Annotated in this window: 20 protein-coding genes, 1 tRNA gene and 1 pseudogene; 9 read left to right on the top strand and 13 right to left on the bottom strand. The window is 54.8% G+C overall.

The window, feature by feature from the left end:
* Both pheS and tdh read right to left on the bottom strand, forming a co-directional pair.
* Positions 1–1,500 carry a phenylalanine--tRNA ligase subunit alpha gene (gene pheS / locus TGAM_RS05840; RefSeq protein ID WP_015858764.1) on the bottom strand — a complete coding sequence of 500 codons (1,500 nt, stop codon included), beginning with the start codon at positions 1,498–1,500 and terminating at the stop codon, positions 1–3.
* A 68-nt stretch (positions 1,501–1,568) separates the two neighbouring features.
* The gene (tdh, locus tag TGAM_RS05835) at positions 1,569–2,618 is read right to left on the bottom strand and encodes an L-threonine 3-dehydrogenase (RefSeq protein WP_015858763.1); all 1,050 of its coding nucleotides are present in this window, start codon (positions 2,616–2,618) and stop codon (positions 1,569–1,571) included.
* Between the two features lie 178 nt (positions 2,619–2,796).
* Between tdh and TGAM_RS05830 the strand changes: the two genes are divergently transcribed.
* Positions 2,797–3,540, top strand: coding sequence for a MinD/ParA family ATP-binding protein (locus tag TGAM_RS05830; protein ID WP_015858762.1), 744 nt, complete (start codon positions 2,797–2,799; stop codon positions 3,538–3,540).
* 16 nt (positions 3,541–3,556) lie between these two features.
* A complete protein-coding gene (hmgA, locus tag TGAM_RS05825) occupies positions 3,557–4,777 on the top strand; it encodes a hydroxymethylglutaryl-CoA reductase (NADPH) (RefSeq protein WP_015858761.1) in 1,221 nt (406 codons plus the stop codon).
* Positions 4,778–4,808: 31 nt separating this feature from the next.
* Here hmgA and TGAM_RS05820 read toward each other — a convergent pair whose 3' ends face one another.
* From TGAM_RS05820 to TGAM_RS05810, 4 genes are all read right to left on the bottom strand, one after another.
* Positions 4,809–5,408: a hypothetical protein gene (locus TGAM_RS05820; protein ID WP_193777116.1), complete on the bottom strand. Its 600-nt coding sequence runs from the start codon at positions 5,406–5,408 to the stop codon at positions 4,809–4,811.
* A 5-nt stretch (positions 5,409–5,413) separates the two neighbouring features.
* Entirely contained in the window at positions 5,414–5,572 is a 159-nt protein-coding gene (locus tag TGAM_RS11265; RefSeq protein WP_014121631.1) for a hypothetical protein, read from the bottom strand.
* 71 nt (positions 5,573–5,643) lie between these two features.
* The gene (locus TGAM_RS05815; protein WP_048811191.1) at positions 5,644–6,450 is read right to left on the bottom strand and encodes a hypothetical protein; all 807 of its coding nucleotides are present in this window, start codon (positions 6,448–6,450) and stop codon (positions 5,644–5,646) included.
* A gap of 32 nt (positions 6,451–6,482) precedes the next feature.
* Positions 6,483–7,130 carry a hypothetical protein gene (locus TGAM_RS05810; protein ID WP_015858758.1) on the bottom strand — a complete coding sequence of 216 codons (648 nt, stop codon included), beginning with the start codon at positions 7,128–7,130 and terminating at the stop codon, positions 6,483–6,485.
* Between the two features lie 104 nt (positions 7,131–7,234).
* Here TGAM_RS05810 and TGAM_RS05805 point away from each other — a divergent pair, with 104 nt between their 5' ends.
* Positions 7,235–8,161 (top strand): inorganic phosphate transporter, encoded by a 927-nt coding sequence (locus TGAM_RS05805; RefSeq protein WP_015858757.1) that lies wholly within the window; start codon positions 7,235–7,237, stop codon positions 8,159–8,161.
* A 33-nt stretch (positions 8,162–8,194) separates the two neighbouring features.
* Positions 8,195–9,937 carry a tRNA guanosine(15) transglycosylase TgtA gene (gene tgtA, locus TGAM_RS05800; protein ID WP_048811190.1) on the top strand — a complete coding sequence of 581 codons (1,743 nt, stop codon included), beginning with the start codon at positions 8,195–8,197 and terminating at the stop codon, positions 9,935–9,937.
* Here tgtA and TGAM_RS05795 read toward each other — a convergent pair.
* From TGAM_RS05795 to TGAM_RS05780, 5 genes and pseudogenes are all read right to left on the bottom strand, one after another.
* Positions 9,934–10,920 carry an AIR synthase family protein gene (locus TGAM_RS05795; protein ID WP_015858755.1) on the bottom strand — a complete coding sequence of 329 codons (987 nt, stop codon included), beginning with the start codon at positions 10,918–10,920 and terminating at the stop codon, positions 9,934–9,936. The genes tgtA and TGAM_RS05795 overlap by 4 nt on opposite strands.
* A 49-nt stretch (positions 10,921–10,969) precedes the next feature.
* A complete protein-coding gene (locus TGAM_RS05790) occupies positions 10,970–12,742 on the bottom strand; it encodes a ribosome biogenesis/translation initiation ATPase RLI (protein ID WP_015858754.1) in 1,773 nt (590 codons plus the stop codon).
* 194 nt (positions 12,743–12,936) lie between these two features.
* The gene (locus TGAM_RS05785) at positions 12,937–13,155 is read right to left on the bottom strand and encodes a hypothetical protein (RefSeq protein WP_048811189.1); all 219 of its coding nucleotides are present in this window, start codon (positions 13,153–13,155) and stop codon (positions 12,937–12,939) included.
* A gap of 88 nt (positions 13,156–13,243) precedes the next feature.
* Positions 13,244–13,389: pseudogene (locus TGAM_RS11425) on the bottom strand (YigZ family protein); the annotation flags it as partial.
* Positions 13,390–13,391: 2 nt separating this feature from the next.
* Positions 13,392–13,844, bottom strand: coding sequence for an HAD family hydrolase (locus TGAM_RS05780; protein WP_015858753.1), 453 nt, complete (start codon positions 13,842–13,844; stop codon positions 13,392–13,394).
* A 125-nt stretch (positions 13,845–13,969) separates the two neighbouring features.
* Here TGAM_RS05780 and TGAM_RS05775 point away from each other — a divergent pair, with 125 nt between their 5' ends.
* The 4 genes from TGAM_RS05775 to TGAM_RS05760 all read left to right on the top strand — a co-directional run bounded on the left by TGAM_RS05775 (position 13,970) and on the right by TGAM_RS05760 (position 15,955).
* Positions 13,970–14,767, top strand: coding sequence for a phosphatase PAP2 family protein (locus TGAM_RS05775; RefSeq protein WP_015858752.1), 798 nt, complete (start codon positions 13,970–13,972; stop codon positions 14,765–14,767).
* 40 nt (positions 14,768–14,807) lie between these two features.
* Positions 14,808–14,884, top strand: a tRNA-Thr gene (locus TGAM_RS05770).
* A 43-nt stretch (positions 14,885–14,927) separates the two neighbouring features.
* Positions 14,928–15,326 (top strand): DUF2240 family protein, encoded by a 399-nt coding sequence (locus TGAM_RS05765; protein WP_048811188.1) that lies wholly within the window; start codon positions 14,928–14,930, stop codon positions 15,324–15,326.
* Between the two features lie 77 nt (positions 15,327–15,403).
* Complete coding sequence (locus tag TGAM_RS05760) at positions 15,404–15,955, top strand: nicotinamidase (RefSeq protein WP_015858750.1); 552 nt, start codon at positions 15,404–15,406, stop codon at positions 15,953–15,955.
* Here TGAM_RS05760 and TGAM_RS05755 read toward each other — a convergent pair.
* The gene (locus TGAM_RS05755; RefSeq protein ID WP_015858749.1) at positions 15,932–16,939 is read right to left on the bottom strand and encodes an AI-2E family transporter; all 1,008 of its coding nucleotides are present in this window, start codon (positions 16,937–16,939) and stop codon (positions 15,932–15,934) included. The two genes, TGAM_RS05760 and TGAM_RS05755, sit on opposite strands and share 24 nt — an antisense overlap.
* A 58-nt stretch (positions 16,940–16,997) precedes the next feature.
* Here TGAM_RS05755 and TGAM_RS05750 point away from each other — a divergent pair, with 58 nt between their 5' ends.
* The gene (locus TGAM_RS05750) at positions 16,998–17,273 is read left to right on the top strand and encodes a hypothetical protein (protein WP_238516269.1); all 276 of its coding nucleotides are present in this window, start codon (positions 16,998–17,000) and stop codon (positions 17,271–17,273) included.
* Positions 17,274–17,277: 4 nt separating this feature from the next.
* Here the strand turns inward: TGAM_RS05750 and TGAM_RS05745 are convergent, their stop codons facing one another.
* On the bottom strand, positions 17,278–17,721 hold the full coding sequence (locus TGAM_RS05745) for a hypothetical protein (protein WP_015858747.1): 444 nt from the start codon (positions 17,719–17,721) through the stop codon (positions 17,278–17,280).
* Between the last annotated feature and the right edge of the window lie 61 nt (positions 17,722–17,782).

The raw sequence follows: 17,782 nt of genomic DNA, 5'->3' as shown, positions 1-17,782 counted from the left end.
TCACCACACCAGCTTCGCTTCCCTCAGCCAGCGGAGGTCGTAGCTGAAGAGGTAGCGGATGTCGTCTATCCCGAGCTTGAACATAGCTAACCTGTCGATTCCGATTCCCCACGCGATGACCGGGACCTCTATGCCCAGAGCTTTGGTCATCTCCTCGCGGAAGATTCCGGCACCGCCGAACTCGACCCAGCCGAGTTCAGGGTGGTAGGCGCTCATCTGGACGCTCGGCTCGGTGAACGGATAGTAGTCGGGCAGGAACTTGACTTTCTTCGCTCCAGCGATTTCCACCGCGAAGCGCTTCAGGATTCCGAGGAGGTGCCTGAAGTTGAGCTCTTCTCCAACTACAAAGCCGTCAATCTGGTTGAACTCGATGAGGTGCGTCCTGTCGAGGACGTCCGGTCTGAAAACGCGCTGGATTGTGAAGTACTTCCCTGGGATTTCGACGCCCTTGGCGAGCTGTCTACCGCTTAGAGCAGTGCCGTGTGCCCTCGGCATGAGGAGCATGGCTCTCTCTGGAGACCAGACATAGCCCCAGCCGCGCGAGCCTGCCAAACCGCGCTCGTGGGCGGTCTTAACCCTCTCAACGAGCTCCTCCTCTGGCAGGAATCCGCTCTTCGGGTACTTGAGCTGATAGGTGTCCGTCCACTCCCTCGCCGGGTGGTTCTGGGGCTGGAAGAGGGCGTCGAAGTTCCAGAACTGAGTCTCGATGAGTGAATCGACCGTCATCTCGATGAAGCCCATCTCGATGAGCCTTCTCCTTATCTTGTCGAGGAAAGCGCGGTACGGCTGCTTCTTGCCCGGGTAAATCCTCCTCACGGGGGCCTTTATATCAAAGCGTCTGAACTCTACCTCGCGCCATTTGCCTGACTTTATGAGTTCCGGCGTTAGGACGGAAACTTCCCTCTTTAGCTCTACCTTCGGAGCCAGCTCCTCGCCTGCCGGTGTAATCTCGACGGTTCTCTCGGTTACGGTTTCCTCCTCCCCGATTTTCCTCCTCTTGAGCTCCTTGACAGGAATGAGCTTCTCAATTTCCTTGACTGGGACAACGTTTTTCTCGGCGAGGAGTTTTAGGGCCCTGTCAATGGGCCTCTCCTCAGCTTCAAGCCCCTTCTCGGTTATTTCGAGGATTAGCTTGCCGTCCTCCTTCCTAACGCTTGCCCAGCCCTCCTTCCTGAGGAGGCCGACTATCGGTTTAAGCTCGTCGTCGCTGAGGACTTCTCTGAGGTCGTCGAGCGTAACCTTTCCCCTCTCGCGGAGGAGCTTTAGGGCCCTCCACTCGGGGAGGCCGATTTCAGCGTATTTCTTTCCCGTCTCGGTGAGCTTAACGACTTTCTCGCTCCTCTCGTGGAGTTTCGCCAGGCCCTTCGCCTGCAGGCCGAGGACAGCCCTCATGACCGCTACCTGCTCGAGTCCAGTAGCTTTAACGAGCTCCTCAAATTTAGCCCTTTTCAGTTCGTTAAGCTTGATAAGGGTGAGCTTCTCCTGATAGCTCAGCTCCATTCCGACACCTCCGCTTGAAATGAGGAAGGGTTTACTTAAGAATTGCGGTGGAAGAAAAGGAAGAAAAATCACTCCTTCGGGAAGAAGACGACCTTACCGGTCTTGCCAGCGCGCATGAGCTCGAAAGCTTCCTCATACTTGTCGAAGCCCTTGTACCTGTGGGTGATAATCGGGTCGAGGTTGAGCTTCCCGCTCTGGATGAGACTTGAGACGGTGTACCAGGTCTCCCAGAGGTGTCTTCCGGTGATGCCGTGGATTTCCAGGGCCTTGAAGATTATGAGGTTGTTGAAGTCGAGCGTGACATCGCGTGGGAAGAGGCCGAGAAGCGAGACCCTCCCCCCTGGAGTCGTCGCCTTAAGGCCCTGCTCAAGGGCCTTGGGAGCGCCGCTGAACTCCAGGAAGACCTCGACACCAGCACCGTCGGTTATGCTCATGACGACCTCGACTGGGTCTTCCTCGAAGGGGTTGACGACGTAGTCTGCTCCAACCTTTTTGGCGAGCTTTCTCCTGAAGTCGCTGGGCTCGGAGACTATGACCGGATAAGCACCACTTGCCTTGGCCACTGCTATTCCGAGCAGCCCGAGTGGGCCGGCACCTGTTATGAGCGTGCTTCTCCCCGCTATCGGGCCGGCCAGAACGGTATCAACCGCGTTTCCGAGGGGCTCTTGGAGGGCCGCGTATTCGGGCTTCATGTCCTTCGGGTTCTTCCAGGCGTTCTTGGCGGGAACTATTGCGTAGGTCGCAAAGACACCGTCCATGTCAACGCCAAAAATCTTGGTGTTCTGGCAGACGTGGTAGCGGTTGTGCTTGCAGGCGTAGCACTTGCCGCAGACGAGGTGGGTTTCAACGCTGATGTAGTCGCCTTCCTGAAGGTCCTCAACGCCGGGGCCGACTTCAACAACCTCTCCAGCCACTTCATGACCCATAATCTGGGGCGGCTTAATCCTGCTCTGCGCCCACTCGTTCCACTCGTAGATGTGCAGGTCGGTTCCGCATATGCTCGTCGCGAGAACCCTGATGAGAACCTCGCCCGGTCCGGGCTTGGGAACGTCAACCTCAACGAGCTCGGCGCCGTAAGCGGGTTTAGTTTTCATAATAGCGGGCATTTTCTCTGTCATGGCAACCATCCCCTACAGATTTTCGTAGATGTGCTTAGATATAAACTTTTTCTGGTAGAATGCAACCTAAATGAGTGCCCGAAGATGTCCCACTGGAGAGCCGCAATGTTGATACGTGTTCAACCGTGGAAAAGTTAATAAAAAGGAATTTCAAAAACTCCCGGGTGGAGGGAATAAAATGGCAGTGATCGTAATGACGGGCAGAGGTGGTGCCGGAAAGACCACGACCACCGCTAACCTGAGCACTTTTCTGGCGGGGAGGGAGTACAGGGTTCTGGCAATAGACGGTGACCTCTACCTTCCAAACCTCGGCTTCCACTTCGGAATGGACAACGTCAAATACACCGTTCACTCGCTTCTCAAGGACCCTAGCCTCGATCCGGAGTGGGCAATCTACAAGCACAGGGAAACGGGAGTTTACGTGATGCCAGGAAGCTCGAACCTTCACGATGTGATCGGCATTTCCCCCCAGGGCCTGAGGGATCTCGTTGAGAGGGTTAAGTACAAGTTCGGTGTTGTTTTCGTCGATTCCCCCACCGGTGTTCCCTTTGATACCCTTCCAACCTTCGAGGTGGCGGATTATCAGATAATCGTCGTGGAGATAGAACGTTCACCGATATACTCCTTTGAGACGATGGTCGAGAACGAGGTAAACAAGCTCAAGGCCCTCGGCGAGGAGTACGGCCTTAGGATCGGCGTTGTCCTTAACAAAGTTCGCGAGAGCGCCGATGTCGTAGACAAGATAATAGACGTGATAGAGAACGAGGTCGGCGTTCCGGTTCTCAGCTGGGTGCCCTTTGACGATGCGGTTCCAGAGTCGATAAACGTCGGTATCCCTGTACTGGCATACAAACCGAAGAGCGACGCCGCTTTAGCCTTTGCCGAGGCCGGAGAAGTACTTGAGGAATGGATTTTCGGCTGATTCTGGGGGTGTTGAAATGGAGTTTGAGGAGCTCGTTGAGAAGGTCGTTAAGGGAGAGGTAAAGCTCCACCAGGTTGAGAAGTACACGGACAAGAGAACCGCAACGGAAATAAGGAGGAAGGCCCTCGAGAAGAAGCTCGGCGTGAAACTTGAGCACATCGGACACTACAGCATAGACCCGGAGCAGGTTATCGGCAGGAACATCGAGAACATGATAGGCGTCGTCCAGATACCGATGGGAGTAGCAGGACCGCTCAAAATCAACGGCGAGTATGCGAAGGGCGAATTTTACATACCCCTTGCCACCACCGAGGGTGCGCTCGTTGCGAGCGTTAACAGGGGTTGTTCTGCCCTCACAGAGGCAGGAGGCGTTAAGACTACCCTCATAGACGACAAGATGACCCGCGCACCGCTTCTCAAGTGCCCCGACGCGAGGAGAGCCAGAGAAGTTGCCGAGTGGGTGAAGGAGAACATAGACTACCTTCAGGAGAAGGCCGTCAGCAAGGTCACCAGGCACGGAAAGCTCAGGGACGTTAAGCCCTTCATAGTGGGCAACAACCTCTACCTAAGGTTTGAGTTCGAGACCGGCGACGCGATGGGCATGAACATGGTAACGATAGCGAGCGAGGAGATAATGAAGGTCATCGAAGAGGAGTTCCCGGACGTGAAGTATCTGGCGCTCTCGGGCAACCTCTGCGTTGACAAGAAGCCCAACGCCATGAACTTCATCAATGGGCGCGGTAAGACCGTCATAGCTGAAGCGATAGTCCCGCGCGAGATAGTCGAGAGGAAGCTGAAGACGACGCCGGAACTAATAGCTGAGGTAAACTACCGCAAGAACCTCGTGGGTTCTGCCCAGGCTGGTTCCTACGGCTTCAACGCCCACTTTGGCAACATAGTCGGGGCAATCTTCCTCGCCACCGGACAGGACGAGGCTCAGATTACCGAAGGTTCACACGGCATAACCCTTGCGGAGGTTACGCCTGAGGGGGACCTCTACATCAGCATAACAATGCCGAGCCTTGAAATCGGAACCGTCGGAGGAGGAACGCGCGTCCCGACCCAGAGGGAGGCGCTCTCAATTATGGGCGTCGCTGGAGGAGGCGACCCACCGGGAACCAACGCCAAGAAGTTCGCGGAGATAGTTGCGGGAGCGGTTTTGGCTGGGGAACTCTCGCTCCTCGCGGCGATAGCGGCGAAGCACCTCGCGAAGGCTCACAAGGAGCTGGGTCGTTGAGGGTTTATTCCTTCGTCCTTTCTATTCTCCACTACTGCCTCCCAGGACAGCGGAACAGGTCATAGTCACCGGTTATCTGGGCTTTAAAGGCCATTCTTGCAATCTGAAGGAGGCGCCCATCTTCAGAAGGCCTCAGTTCTGTTAGCGGAAGGAGTGATGCTCCAGTTAGTGAGAGGGTCAGCTCAACCTCGGCGCCAAAGGTCTCGCATAACTCCATCGGATCGTTGAAGTCCACACGCCCGATGATCCAAATCGAGGTGTAATCATCCAGGGGTTCTGCCAGAACATAACTGTAGTACCCCCTTTCCGGCGTGAAAACCCGGTGGAGACCGTAGCCAATATCCAAAAGATCCTCCTTGGCCAGCGTAAAGGCAGAGGGGATCGCGGGCAGGCTCCTAAGGGTGATCCACTCGGCGAGCTTGGCTATGAAGAGCTCCATATCGTCAAGCGTCAATGTACCTCTTAAATCAGTCCAGTCGTTCAGGCCCGCGATTAGGAGAACATCCCACTTGAAGAACTGCCTCAGAAAGGCAACAACCTCGTGACTGTAGGCCTCCCACCACCAGCTCCTTGGGTTTGGATGGAGTTCAATGACCGAGAGCCAGCCTGCCCGGTAGATTGTGAAGTCCATACTGGTTATTTCCCTTCCGTTGTTTTGACGCGATAGTTCGGAAAGAGCACGCCGGAATAGACCCCAACGGGAGCGGGTAGTTTTATCCCGTGCCTGTACCATTCTCGGACTATTCTCTGCCTCACTTTTTCCTCAAACTCCCAGTCTATGGGCTTAAACTCCACAGCACTGGCCTTTTTAAGGATATTGATATCCTCCAGCAACTTAATGACTAAACAGGAAGTAAATGTAGTTCTCAACGCCCATCTTCCCCCACCTGCGCCCTGAAGAACTCTTCGGCCCTTTTTAGAAGGAACTCATCCTCAATCCTCCTTCCAATGCGCTTGAAGATAACCCCAACGATTTCCAAGCTGAACCATGCTCTGTCCTCCAAAAGTTCGAGATAGCACTCCTCATCCGTTAGATCAATCTCCTTCACCGCAACGAGTATTTTGTAGTCCCCAAGACTCTTTACCAGCACGTACTCCTTTTCTTCTCTCCCAGGCCTTTCAATAAGCTCGTAGAGACCATTCTCCAAGTCTAAGAGTTCTTTCCTAATTGCCGTGAGGGCTGAGGGTAGGGTTTCGAGTTTTCCGGTTTTAATTGCCTTGGGAAGCCAGTTTATGAACAGGTAGGACATGTTGTGCTCGAAGCCGAGTTTCGTCAGGTCTGTATCATCCCGGTAGCCGCATATTAGGAGTGGCTCCCCCTTCATGAACTGTTTTAGGAGTCTGATAACTTCCGAACTGAGGACGAACCACCACCTGCTCCTCAGAACGGGGTGAATTTCGAGGATTGTGTAACCCTCGACAGTGTAAATATAGAAGTCTGCATTGGTTATAGTCTCTCCTCCATCAGTCCTCAGGGGAGGGTCAAAAAGCAGTTCGCCTGAGACAACGAGCTGAAAATCCTCTCCCAAGAGGCCCTTTTCCTTGAGGTAATCTATCCAAGGATCATCCCACTCCCTGTCCCGAACAGCAACTTCAAACTCCCTCTTAAGGAAGCCTTCAACCTCCTTCGGCTCCTTATCAAACACGAAGTAAATGTAATTATCAACACCCATAGCTATCACCAAGAGCCTCAAGCGCTATTCCGTCAATTCTCCTCTTTCAATTTCATGTCACTCTTCGGAAGATCGCCGCTCTTCCTCACAACCAGAACCTTGACCTTCCTCTTTTCCTCCACTGTTTTAACACCTTTGAGGCTTAGAACGGACAGAGGATACTCAAGGAGAAAGAGCACAGCGAAGAGAACGAGCAGTCCAACTAGGAACTGGGCGAAGGCTCCAAACCTCTCCCCCAGTGCAGAGCTTAGAAAGCCAGCGAGCATGCTCACTACGAAGCTCGCAGCCGAACGGTAGGCGTGGCGCTTGGTTATCTTTCCCCGACAGATATAGCCGACCAGCGCCTCAAGGCCTGCTCTCTTCGTGACCATGAACCTGAGCTCGAACTCCGGCCTGAGGTTTTTGAACTCCATCTTCGAGAGCGCGGGAACCACGTAGAATACTTTTCCAGTGTCTCCCCTTATCTCGATGAGAAGAACGCTCTCCCCGAAATGCTCCGCAACGTACGCCGTAAGCGAGTAGCAGTCGGGATCAACGAGGCGGTTGTACCGGATCTCCATCCTAGAAAGGGCGTTCTCGATCTCCCTGGACAGCTCAGAGGGGTTGCCCCGAAAGAGAACGTAGGTCAGCCACGTGCCGGTATCGAAGTAGGTCGTGGCCGTCAGGATTTTCTTTCTCATAGTGAGTAACTCCGCAACGATGCTTTAAGTTTTATCATCCGAAACCCTTTTAAATGCTCAACTCTGTACCACATAGACTATATAGACTATAGAGAGGTGATGGAATGATCGAGGTCACCGCAGCGGCGTTCTTCATGGCGTGGGCAATAGGAGCGAACGACAGCGCAAAAGCCGTTGGAACCGCCGTTGGCTCCGGTGTCGTAGGCTTCAGGCGTGCGGTGCTGATAGTTGCGGTGTTCACAACCCTCGGGGCAGTTATCGGTCACTCCGCCGTTTCAGGAACGATAACAGAACTGGCCAGAGGCCTCTCCCCGGGAGAAGTCGCTTTGGCGCTCTTCAGCGCGGCATCTGCCGTTACAATCGCGAGCCTGTGGGGACGGCCAATCTCAACGACCCAGTCAATAATCGGTGCGCTCATAGGTTCCTCCCTTGCCCTTGGTCTCTCAGTCGACTGGTGGACGATAGGTAAAATCGTCTCGGCGTGGTTCTTTTCTCCAGTTCTTGCTTCTTTCCTTGCCATAGCGGTGTACAGGCTCTATAAACCCCTCCTTCGCAGGATAAAGTGTCTAAAGAACCTCGAACTCACCCAGAAGTGGCTCGTCTTCCTCGCCTCTGCCTTCTCGGCCTTCAACCTCGGCACGAACGAGGTCTCGAACGTTATAGGCCTTGCAAAGGCCGGCGGAATGTCCGACCCAAACGCCTTCCTCGCCCTTGTGATGGCCTTCGGGACGCTCACCTTCAGCTATGAAGTCATGATGACGATAGGAAAGGACATAGCACCCCTCGGTCCGACTTCGGCATTTTCGAGTCAGTTCGGGGCCTCGATAGCGGTCAGCACCGCAAACCTCTTCGGCCTGCCCGTCAGCTCGGGCCAGGCGATAGTTGGGGCGATAAGCGGGCTGAGCGCCTACAAGGGCGAGCACGTGAACAAAAAGCTCCTCGTGGACATCGTGAAGAGCTGGGTTCGCGCGCCGCTCTTCGCCGGAATCCTCGCGTTTCTTCTCGTCAAGCTCTTCTCGGCAGGCTTTTAAGGTCGAAGTGTTAGGCCCTTGAGAGGTGAGAGCATGGAGTTCAGGTTCGAGGTTAAGGCGCGCGACGCGGCCGGAAGAATAGGGAAGCTCACCGTTAACGGCAAGAGCATCGAGACACCAGCGATAATGCCCGTCATTAACCCGAAACAGCTCATCGTAACGCCGAAGGAGCTCGAGGAGATGGGCTTTGGAATGATAATCACAAACTCCTACATCATCTACAAGACGCCGGAATTGAAGGAAAAGGCCCTTGAGCTGGGCATTCACAGGCTCCTTGACTACGACGGGATAATCGAGGTAGATTCCGGCTCATTCCAGCTCATGCGCTACGGCGAGGTCGAGGTTACCAACAGGGAGATAATCGAGTTCCAGGAGAAAATCGGCGTCGATATAGGCACCTTCCTCGACATTCCGACCCCTCCCGACGCGCCGAGGGAGAAGGCCGAGGAAGACCTCAGGATAACCCTCGAGCGGGCGAAGGAAGCCGAAAGCATAAAGAACATCGCTATGAACGCTGCTGTCCAGGGTTCAACTTATCCGGACTTAAGAACCCACGCCGCTCAGGAGCTCAGCAAGATGAACTTTGAAATCCACCCGATCGGTGCAGTCGTTCCGCTCATGGAGAGCTACCGCTACCGCGATTTAGTGGACGTTGTGGTGGCTTCCAAGCTCGGTCTAAGACCGGACAGGCCGGTTCACCTCTTTGGAGCGGGCCACCCGATGATTTTCGCCTTAGCCGTTGCTATGGGCGTTGACCTCTTCGACTCGGCGAGCTATGCCTTGTACGCTAAAGACGACCGCTATTTGACGCCCGAGGGGACGAAAAGGCTCGAAGAGCTTGAGTACTTCCCCTGCTCCTGTCCCGTGTGCTCCCGCTACACCCCGCAAGAGTTGCGTGAGATGCCGAAGGAAGAAAGGACGAGGCTTTTGGCCATCCACAACCTCTGGGTGATACGCGAGGAGCTCAATAGGGTCAAGCAGGCGATAAAGGAGGGTGAACTCTGGCGCCTCGTTGACGAGAGGGCAAGGAGCCACCCGAAGCTTTACTCAGCTTACAAGAGGCTGCTTGAGTACCGAGACTACCTTGAGAAGAACGAGCCGATAACCAAGGCGAGTGCCTTCTTCAAGGTGAGCGAGGAAGCAATGAGATGGCCCATCGTTTACCGCGCCAAGGAGAGGGCCGAGCGGGTGGCCAAAAAGTTCCCCGAGAGGATTAGACACCCGATATTCGGAGAGATTCCAAAGTATCTGAGTTTGAGCTACCCCTTCGCCCAGAGCGAGGGCGAGGAGGACTTCACGATAGAGAAGCCGAGGAAAGGGGAAGCGAGAAAGTACGTCATGGCCGTCGCGGAGTACCAGTTCGGCGAAGGGGCGGGCGAGGCCTTCAAGGACGCTTTCGTGGAGCTCTCGCGGAAGACTGGCATGCCGAGGCAGGTAAAGGCGAAGGGCAAGCACCTCGCGACCTTCAGGGCGGAGGACGGCCTGTTAACGCTCGGCATCGAGGGGGCAAAGAGACTTCACGCGCTCCTGCCGTTCCCGAAGATGCGCGTCGTGGTCAACGAAGATGCCGAACCCTTCGCGAAGCGCGGAAAAAACGTCTTCGCCAAGTTCGTGGTCGATGCCGACCCCTCAATCAGGCCCTACGACGAAGTTTTGGTAGTGAACGAAAAGGATGAACTCCTCGCGACAGGGCAGACCCTTCTGAACGGCGAGGAGCTGAAGGTCTTCCAGAGCGGACTGGCCGTGAAGGTTAGGAGGGGAATAGAGAAGGGTTAAACAACCTTCCAGAGCTCGTCGCTGAGCGGTCTGGGGAGCGGTACTTCGTCTCCTCCCTTTATCATGATTCTCTTTTTCTCGGCGAGAAATTCCCCGATGATAGCTGCGTTTATGCCCCTAGCCAGGAGTTTCTCGACGACGAACCTCGCGTTGTCCCTAGGAACCGCCGCCAGCAGGGAGCCCGAGCTTATCAGGGCCAGGGGATTGAGGCCATAGAAGTTGCATATCCGTTCAGTTTCCTCCCTGATGGGTATCCTCTCGACGAAGATTCTGAGCCCCAGCCCGGAGGCATCGGCCATCTCGTGGAGACCGTTGAGTACTCCCCCTTCAGTCGGATCGTGCATGGCGTTTGCGAAGTCCCTCAGGAGCATTGCCTCAGGGACAACGCTTAGGTACTCGATCAGGCTCTTGGCCCTTTCAACGAGGGAGTCACCGAAAACTCCCCTGAGTTCCTCCTCCCTTTCGCTCGCTATTATTGCCGTTCCCTCGAGACCGGCCCATTTCGTCAAAATGATAGCGTCACCCGGTCTGGCTCCATTCGGCAGGACTAGTCTATCCCGCTCCACCTCGCCGAGCATCGTCCCGATGACTATCGGCCTGTCCAGGCCGGGAGTAACTTCGGTGTGTCCGCCAACGATCAACACGCCGAGCCTTCTCGCGGTTTCAGACATCTCTTTCATTATCTCTAAGAGCAGGCTCTCCTCAGTATTTTCGGGCAGGAGAACCGTCGCGAGGAACCATTGGGGCTTGGCACCAAAGGTTGCAACGTCGTTGGCGTTAACGTGAACCGAGTAAAAACCGATCCTCTTCTCGGCTCCCGTTATCGGGTCGGTGGAGGCAACGAGTACAGTTTCACCGAAGTCTATGGCCGCGGCATCGATGCCCTGTCCCGGTCCGATTATGAGCCTTCCTTTTCCCCCGCCAACGAACCTGAACACGAGCTCCTCCAGCTTTTCGGGAGGTAACTTGCCCGGTGGGAGCATGGCATCACCGAAAGAATTTGGGGAAGGAAAAGAAAAGCCTTTAGGTCCTTTAGGTGTAGTAGTACTCTCCCCTCTCCTTCTGCTCCCTGTCCTTTACGGAGCCTTCCTTGTTGGCCCTCGGTCTGCCCGTATCGGGGTCCCTGCGGAAGGTTACCCCGACTGATGCCAAGAACCTGTTCATGCCCTCGCGCATGCCCATCGGCTTGCTAGCCTTTCCGAATCTGCCGGGCTGGCCCTCGAAGACTATGAGCCTGTCGCTCAGGTAGTCCACCATCATGACGTCGTGCTCGACTATGAGAGCAGTCTTCTCGTTCTTGGCCATCAGCGAGCGGATTGCCTTCGAGACAGCTAACCTCTGCTCGACGTCGAGATGCGCTGAGGGCTCGTCGAGGAGGTAGAGGTCAGCATCGCGGAGCAGGCAGGCGGTTATGGCGACGCGTTGAAGCTCACCACCGGAAAGGTCGTTGACGTTCTTGTCGTAGAGCTCGGGAATCCCGAGCGGGTTCAGGAGCTCGCTCTTGTAAAAACTGCTCATGAGCTTGCCTGCGTCAATCTTGCTGAGGAGCTCGTAGACGGTGCCCTCGTAGTCTGTCTTGATGTACTGGGGCTTGTAACTGACGGTCAGCGACCAGTCTATCTCGCCTTCGGTGGGCTTCTCGACGCCGGCGAGCATCTTCACGAAGGTCGTCTTACCGATTCCGTTCGGGCCGACGATTCCTACCACCTCGCCGATGTAGAGCTCTCCCCCCTCGGCCTCAAGCCTGAAGGAGCCGTAGTCCTTCACAAGCGGCGGGTACTCCACGAGAATTTCTCCCTCCTGGCTTTTGCGCTCGCTCTTCTTGCTGAAGTTTATCTCGTAGGGCCTGAAGCGGACGTTTTCATCGCGGAGGTAGCCTCTGAGAAACTCGTTTATGCCGTTGCGCGTTGATTTCGGCTGGGAGAAAATACCGTAGGCGCCGGGCTTACCGTAGACGACGTGAATTATGTCGCTCATGTAGTCGAGGATAGCAAGGTCGTGCTCGACCGCCAGAACGTTCTTGCCCGACTCGGCGAGCTTCCTTATGATTTTCGCAATCCTGAGCCTCTGCCTTATGTCGAGGTAGCTCGACGGCTCATCGAAGAAGTAGAACTCGGCGTTTCTCAGGAGGGCCGCGGCTATGGCAACGCGCTGGAGCTCACCGCCCGAGAGGTGCCTTATATCTCTATCAAGGACGTTTTCGAGCTCAAGCTCCTTAACAACCTCGTCGAACCTTCCGCTCTCGTCGGCCTTCCTGAGCAGGTCGCGGACCTTCCCCCTGACGGCCTTGGGAATCAGGTCAACGTACTGGGGCTTGACGACGGGGCGAATCTCCTTGTTCTTCAGCCTCTCGAAGTACGTCTGGAGCTCGTTTCCGCGGAAGGCCTTAATCACGTTGTCCCAGGAGTCGTTATCACCGCAGAGGTTCGGCAGGAGCTGGCCGGAGAGGATTTTAACGGCGGTCGTCTTACCCGTTCCGTTGGGCCCGAGGATTCCGACGACCATGCCCTCCTTGACGACGGGGAGGCGGTAGAGGACGAAGCCGTTGATTCCGTAGCGGTGGACGCAGTCCTCGTCGAGCTGTTCTGGCAGGTTTACTATGGTTATCGCGTTGAAGGGGCACTTGTGGACGCAGATTCCACAGCCGGTACAGCTGGCCTCCTGTATGATGGGACGGTAGTTCTCCTCGTCTATGATTATCGCCTCACCGCCCATTCGGTTGACGGGGCAGACTCGCTCGCAGAGGAAGTGACCACACTTGTTCGGGTTGCACTTGTCGTAGTCGATGACAGCTATCCTCGCCATTCTCACCACCGGGCTAAGCTGAGGAAGAGGATTTTAAAGGGTTGCGGGGAAAAGTTGGGGGCTCAAGGGGTGTGCCGATAGCCGTCACGTAGGCCTTCAAAGTATCACCTCCACTCAAGAACACACTTGGAAGTTCATGGACAAATGGGCCGCGATTAGGGCTGGGGAGGTTTTGGAAAGCAAAGGAGAGGGCATCACTGAAAATTAAACTTCCTGACCGCCTCCTTGAGAAGGAGGTTCTCAACCCAGTACCTCTTTCCACCGAGCGAGCGGATCCGGTCTTTTTCAAGTTTAAGGTATTTGTAGACGTGCTGTACTCTTTTGGGAGCGAGGCCAGGGACTTTAGTCTCCGATAGACCTCTGCCCCCCTGAGTGCGCTTGGGCAGCCTCCACCAGCACTCTAAGAATCCCAATGTAAACCCCGTGTTTCTACGGTGAAAGTTACCAGCGCTCCATCTCGTAAGCTTCAATTATGCCCGCGTTCTCAATTGCAAGACTTGCCGCGTCGCTGTGGTGGGGGCCTTGATTCTCTCGATGAAGGCCTTGGCCTCTTCCTCAGTGTTTGCTGGAGAAGCATAGCCTATAAAGACGGACTTCTTTATCACGAACCTGGCAGTGCCGACGCCTTTCAGGGTTTTGTAGTCTATGACTACCTCCTCAGCGTCGCTATCAGCTTCTTCTCGTCGAGGAGCATCTCCATCGCGTCCCTCACGTCGGTGACGACAACATCGCTCGCAAGGAGCGCATCAACTGCTGCACCTTCCTTCCCGATTACACAGAAAGCCAACTCCGCCTTTTCAAGCATGGCAACGTCGTTGTTCCCGTTACCGATGGCAACGTAGGGCCTGTACCCTTCCGCGATCTCGGCCTTCTCTGCCCCGCTTGAAACCCTTTCAATTCGGACAGGAAGCCCTTTGAACTCCTCTTCCAGAGTCCCGAAGGTATCAGCGCTCAGAATGACAACGGTGCACCGGCTGGCCAGCCTTGTGAGGAGCCCCTTGACGTCCTCCGGAACCCTTCCCTCAACCCCCAGAGTGCCGTTCAGGTCGAAGAGGATGGCATTGAATTCGATTCGTCCGTGACCAGGAACGTCAACCTCCATTTAACTCACCGGTGGAAGTTGAACGCTGGCAAGAAAAACCTTTGGTTTTATTTCAACTCCAGTGGCGGAAAAAGTGAAAAGTTTAAATAGGGTATCCCATTACTCATAGCCGGTGGGGGAGTCCGATGAAACGACAATCAGTCAGGGATATTGTGGAGTCCCTCAACGACCACGACGTGCTTATACGGCTCAACACTTTTCTCCTGCTGTACTTCGGGTGGATAGGGTTTACAGTTCTCTACGATCACCTCAAATCCCACAGCAGGGACGTTACGTATCTCCTCCTTAAACTCCCCTTCACTTCATATCACTTCGTCGTCTCCACCCTTGACCTCACGAGAGAAGTCTTCCCGCTTTACCTCCTCATGAAGGGTATCTACTACATCGGATTCTCGGGCTCGATAGCGTTAACTGTCCTCTTCGTTCTCCTGTACAAGAGGGATCTCCAGAAGGCCGATGAGCTGGCACTGGGGTACCTCATTACATACTCCATCTGCGGTACAGTCTACACCTTTGCCCACGTTTATGCGCCCCACTACGTCTACCATTTACCCGGGTTCTACCCGGACAGGACTTACCTGACCCAGCAGGAATTTGTTCTGCCTTCCCTTCACAACACCGTGGCGGCCTTTAACATAATCATCCTGTGGAAATACCGGCGGGAGCTCAAGGCCAAGCTCATCATAGCCCTCAACTCACTCGTTCCTTTCGCCACCCTCCTTCTCGGTCACCACTGGATCTACGACGCCCTCTCAGGCATAGCACTGGCGATGGTAGTTGGTAAGATGGTCGAGGGAAGAAAAATCCATGTTCCATCAGCTTTCAGGAACGTTAACGTCTCCATAATCAAACATGCCACGATGCTCGGCTTCCTCGCCGGAGGCTTTCTCCTGATACTTGCCATGACGATGCCCAAGCCGTAGCGGAAAACTTATAAACCTCTCCTACTTTTTCTCCTCCGGTGCCGGGGTAGCCTAGCTCGGCAGGGCGGGGGACTCGTAATCCCCAGGTCCCGGGTTCAAATCCCGGTCCCGGCTCCACCACGTTTTTATACCCCTTTTGCGAAGAACTTTGGGTGGTTCCGTGCACCCCCTCGAGAGCGTGCTCAGGGTTAAGGGAAGCGGAAAGTTTTCAAAGAGCGAGCTCGTGGGACTGCTTACCTTCAAGCTCAGGATCATGAGCGTTGGTGAGGCCAAAGAAGCTATCTCAAAGTGGGTCGAAGAAGGCCTGCTCGTCGAGGAAGGGAATTTGCTGAGAATAAATCTCGAGGCGTTAACACAAAAAGAAGGGGAGGAGGATCTCTTCAGGGAGATGCTGTCCTTTGTGGCCTCCCAGCTGGACCTCGATGAATCAGAGGTTTTGGAAGAGCTTGAGAAGTTCTCGGGAAGGTACGGCAACCTCGACAGGAGGCTGGTTCTCTACCTCTTCGGCGTTGAGAAGGGCCTCGACATGTCCCGCTTCAGGGAGAGGCTTGAGGTTTGAGGGAGTGCCGGGGAACTTCTTCAGCTTCTGATGACAAGGATTTAAAGTCGAACGTCGATAATTCATCGGTGATGGACATGCCGGAGGAAGCCCTCATCGTTGTGGACATGCAGAGGGATTTCATGCCCGGAGGGGCCCTTCCGGTTCCAGAGGGGGACAAGATAATCCCTATCGTAAACGAGTGCGTGAGAAAATTCAGGGAGAGGGGTGCATTGATAGTCGCCACCAGGGACTGGCACCCGGAGAACCACATCAGCTTCAGAGAGCAGGGCGGCCCCTGGCCGAGGCACTGCGTCCAGAACACACCCGGCGCAGAATTCGTCGTGGAGCTGCCCGAAGACGCGGTCATAATTTCGAAGGCAACGGAACCTGATAAAGAGGCATATTCGGGTTTTGAGGGCACGAATCTGGCTGAGATACTCATGGAGAAGGGTGTTAAGCGCGTCTACGTCTGTGGGGTTGCCACAGAGTACTGCGTAAAGGCCACAGCCCTAGATGCCGTAAAACACGGCTTTGAGACTTACCTGCTGACGGACGCCATCAAGGGGATCAACCCGGAGGACGAGAGAAAAGCCCTTGAAGAGCTCCAGCGCGCCGGGGTAAAGCTAACCAGCTGCTCCTCTATCTGAGGTTCTCTTTTTCCACTCCTTCAGCAGAACTAGGGCGATGCTCAGTATTACAGGACCCAGTAAAAGGCCCTTCAGCCCAAAGGCCCAGGTACCCCCGAGCATGCCTATGAAAACAAGCGTCTCGTCCAATTCTGCATCTTTGGCAACGAGCATCGGCCGTACAGTGTAATCCGGCAGGGGCGAGACGAGGACGGCACCGTAAACCGCGATTCCTATCGCCCCGAGCAGGGATCCTTTCATGTAGAGGTAGATCGCACCCGCAACCCAGAGCATCCACCCCTCCAGGAGGGGCACGAAGCTAAAGAGGAACGTTAGAAAACCAGCTATTATCGCGGTGTAAACGTCCCCAACCCCAAAGATGATGTACCCGATGGTCATCAGAAAGCCCTTGGCGACGTTCAAGAGGAGCCATGCCCTGACAAGTGCGTCGAGGGTCTTGTCCGTTCTGTTCAAGATCTCAACTATGAACGGAGCCTGATTCTCTGGAACAAGGGACAGGATAAATTCCCTAAGCTTCTCGCCATAGACGAGGGCGTAGTAGAATGCGAAGAGGAAAACGATGAGCTGAAGGAGGTACTTGGGGACGGAGAATGTGAAAGACGAGACGTAATCCGTGAGTTTTGGCACTATCTGAGACTGCACCTGCCCAAAGAAAGTCTGGAGTGTTCCCGAGAACTGGAGCGAGGAGAGCCACGCCAAAACGTCCTTCACATTCATGTAAAATCGATTTACAAGCTTTATTGAGAGCAGAGTGAAAAACACGAGAAGGATCGTGCCCAGCCCTATCATGATCGCGGTCAGGATTAGAGCGGACTCGTGGGCCGAGAACCTCCTCCTGAGGCGCATATGGAGGGGATAGGCTATGTAAGCCAGCAGAACCCCGAAGAAGAGGGGCGTAACGAGAGGCCTAACCGTCCTCCATGAGAGGTAAAGGATTATTAGACTCACAACAGTCCAGACGACCAGCTCGATCCTTCCCCTCATACTCTCCGGGTATAAGCCCAATGGGTTATAAATGTTGACGTGGAATCAGGCGACGGTGATGAAGGTGGGGGTATTGGAGGAACTCCTCCGTGAGGCTGAGGAGCTCTTAAAGACGGGAGACACTAAGAGGGCTATGGACGTACTTCTAACAGCCTGGGCGTACCGGGAAAGCGGGATGTTAATGGCCCCAGAAGAGGCCCTCGACTATCTGAGGATCAGGTTCCCGGAGAGCGGGGAGCTTGCCTCAATCGAAGGGGGAGAAAATATAAGTACCGTAGCAAGAAGGATTTACGAAATGCTGGGAATGAAGAGTTTGCCGAGTGCTGAGCTGTGATGACTCAAACCCTCTGACCCTGAACGACCTCTATGAGGCCATCCTTCTCCTTTCTTTTCAGATCTGAGAGGTCTATCGCGCTCCGTAACGTTGGTTCCATATCCCTCGCTCCCCTCAGGAAAACGCCGACGACACCGTTCACCATCTCGTAGGAACCGTGCGGCTCTATGAGTATGTAAAGGTCATCTCCCTCGGAGAACACCGAAACCCTGCTCGTGTCCGCGAGGATTCTGATCCCGTTCTCGCCGCCCCTGCCCCAGATAGTGTATATCTCCAGGAAACCGTCGGAGTAGAATATCGACACGTACTCCGTGCACTCAACGGGACTTATAACGTACACCCTTTCATCATGTTCGACGAACACGAACCCCTTGGCCGACCCCAAGTATATCGAGCCCGAAAGGCTGTCCAGATAATGTCCCAAAATTTCATAAGCTGCCCCGTCCATACCCCATCACATCCATTCATAGGGTGGAGATGATCATAGGTAATTGGTCGTTACCGGAGGT

Origin of the sequence: Thermococcus gammatolerans EJ3, from assembly GCF_000022365.1 — an archaeon.
Classification (GTDB): domain Archaea; phylum Methanobacteriota_B; class Thermococci; order Thermococcales; family Thermococcaceae; genus Thermococcus; species Thermococcus gammatolerans.
The sequence above is the reverse complement of the archived record's forward strand: the minus strand, read 5'-3'. Positions and strand labels throughout refer to the sequence as shown.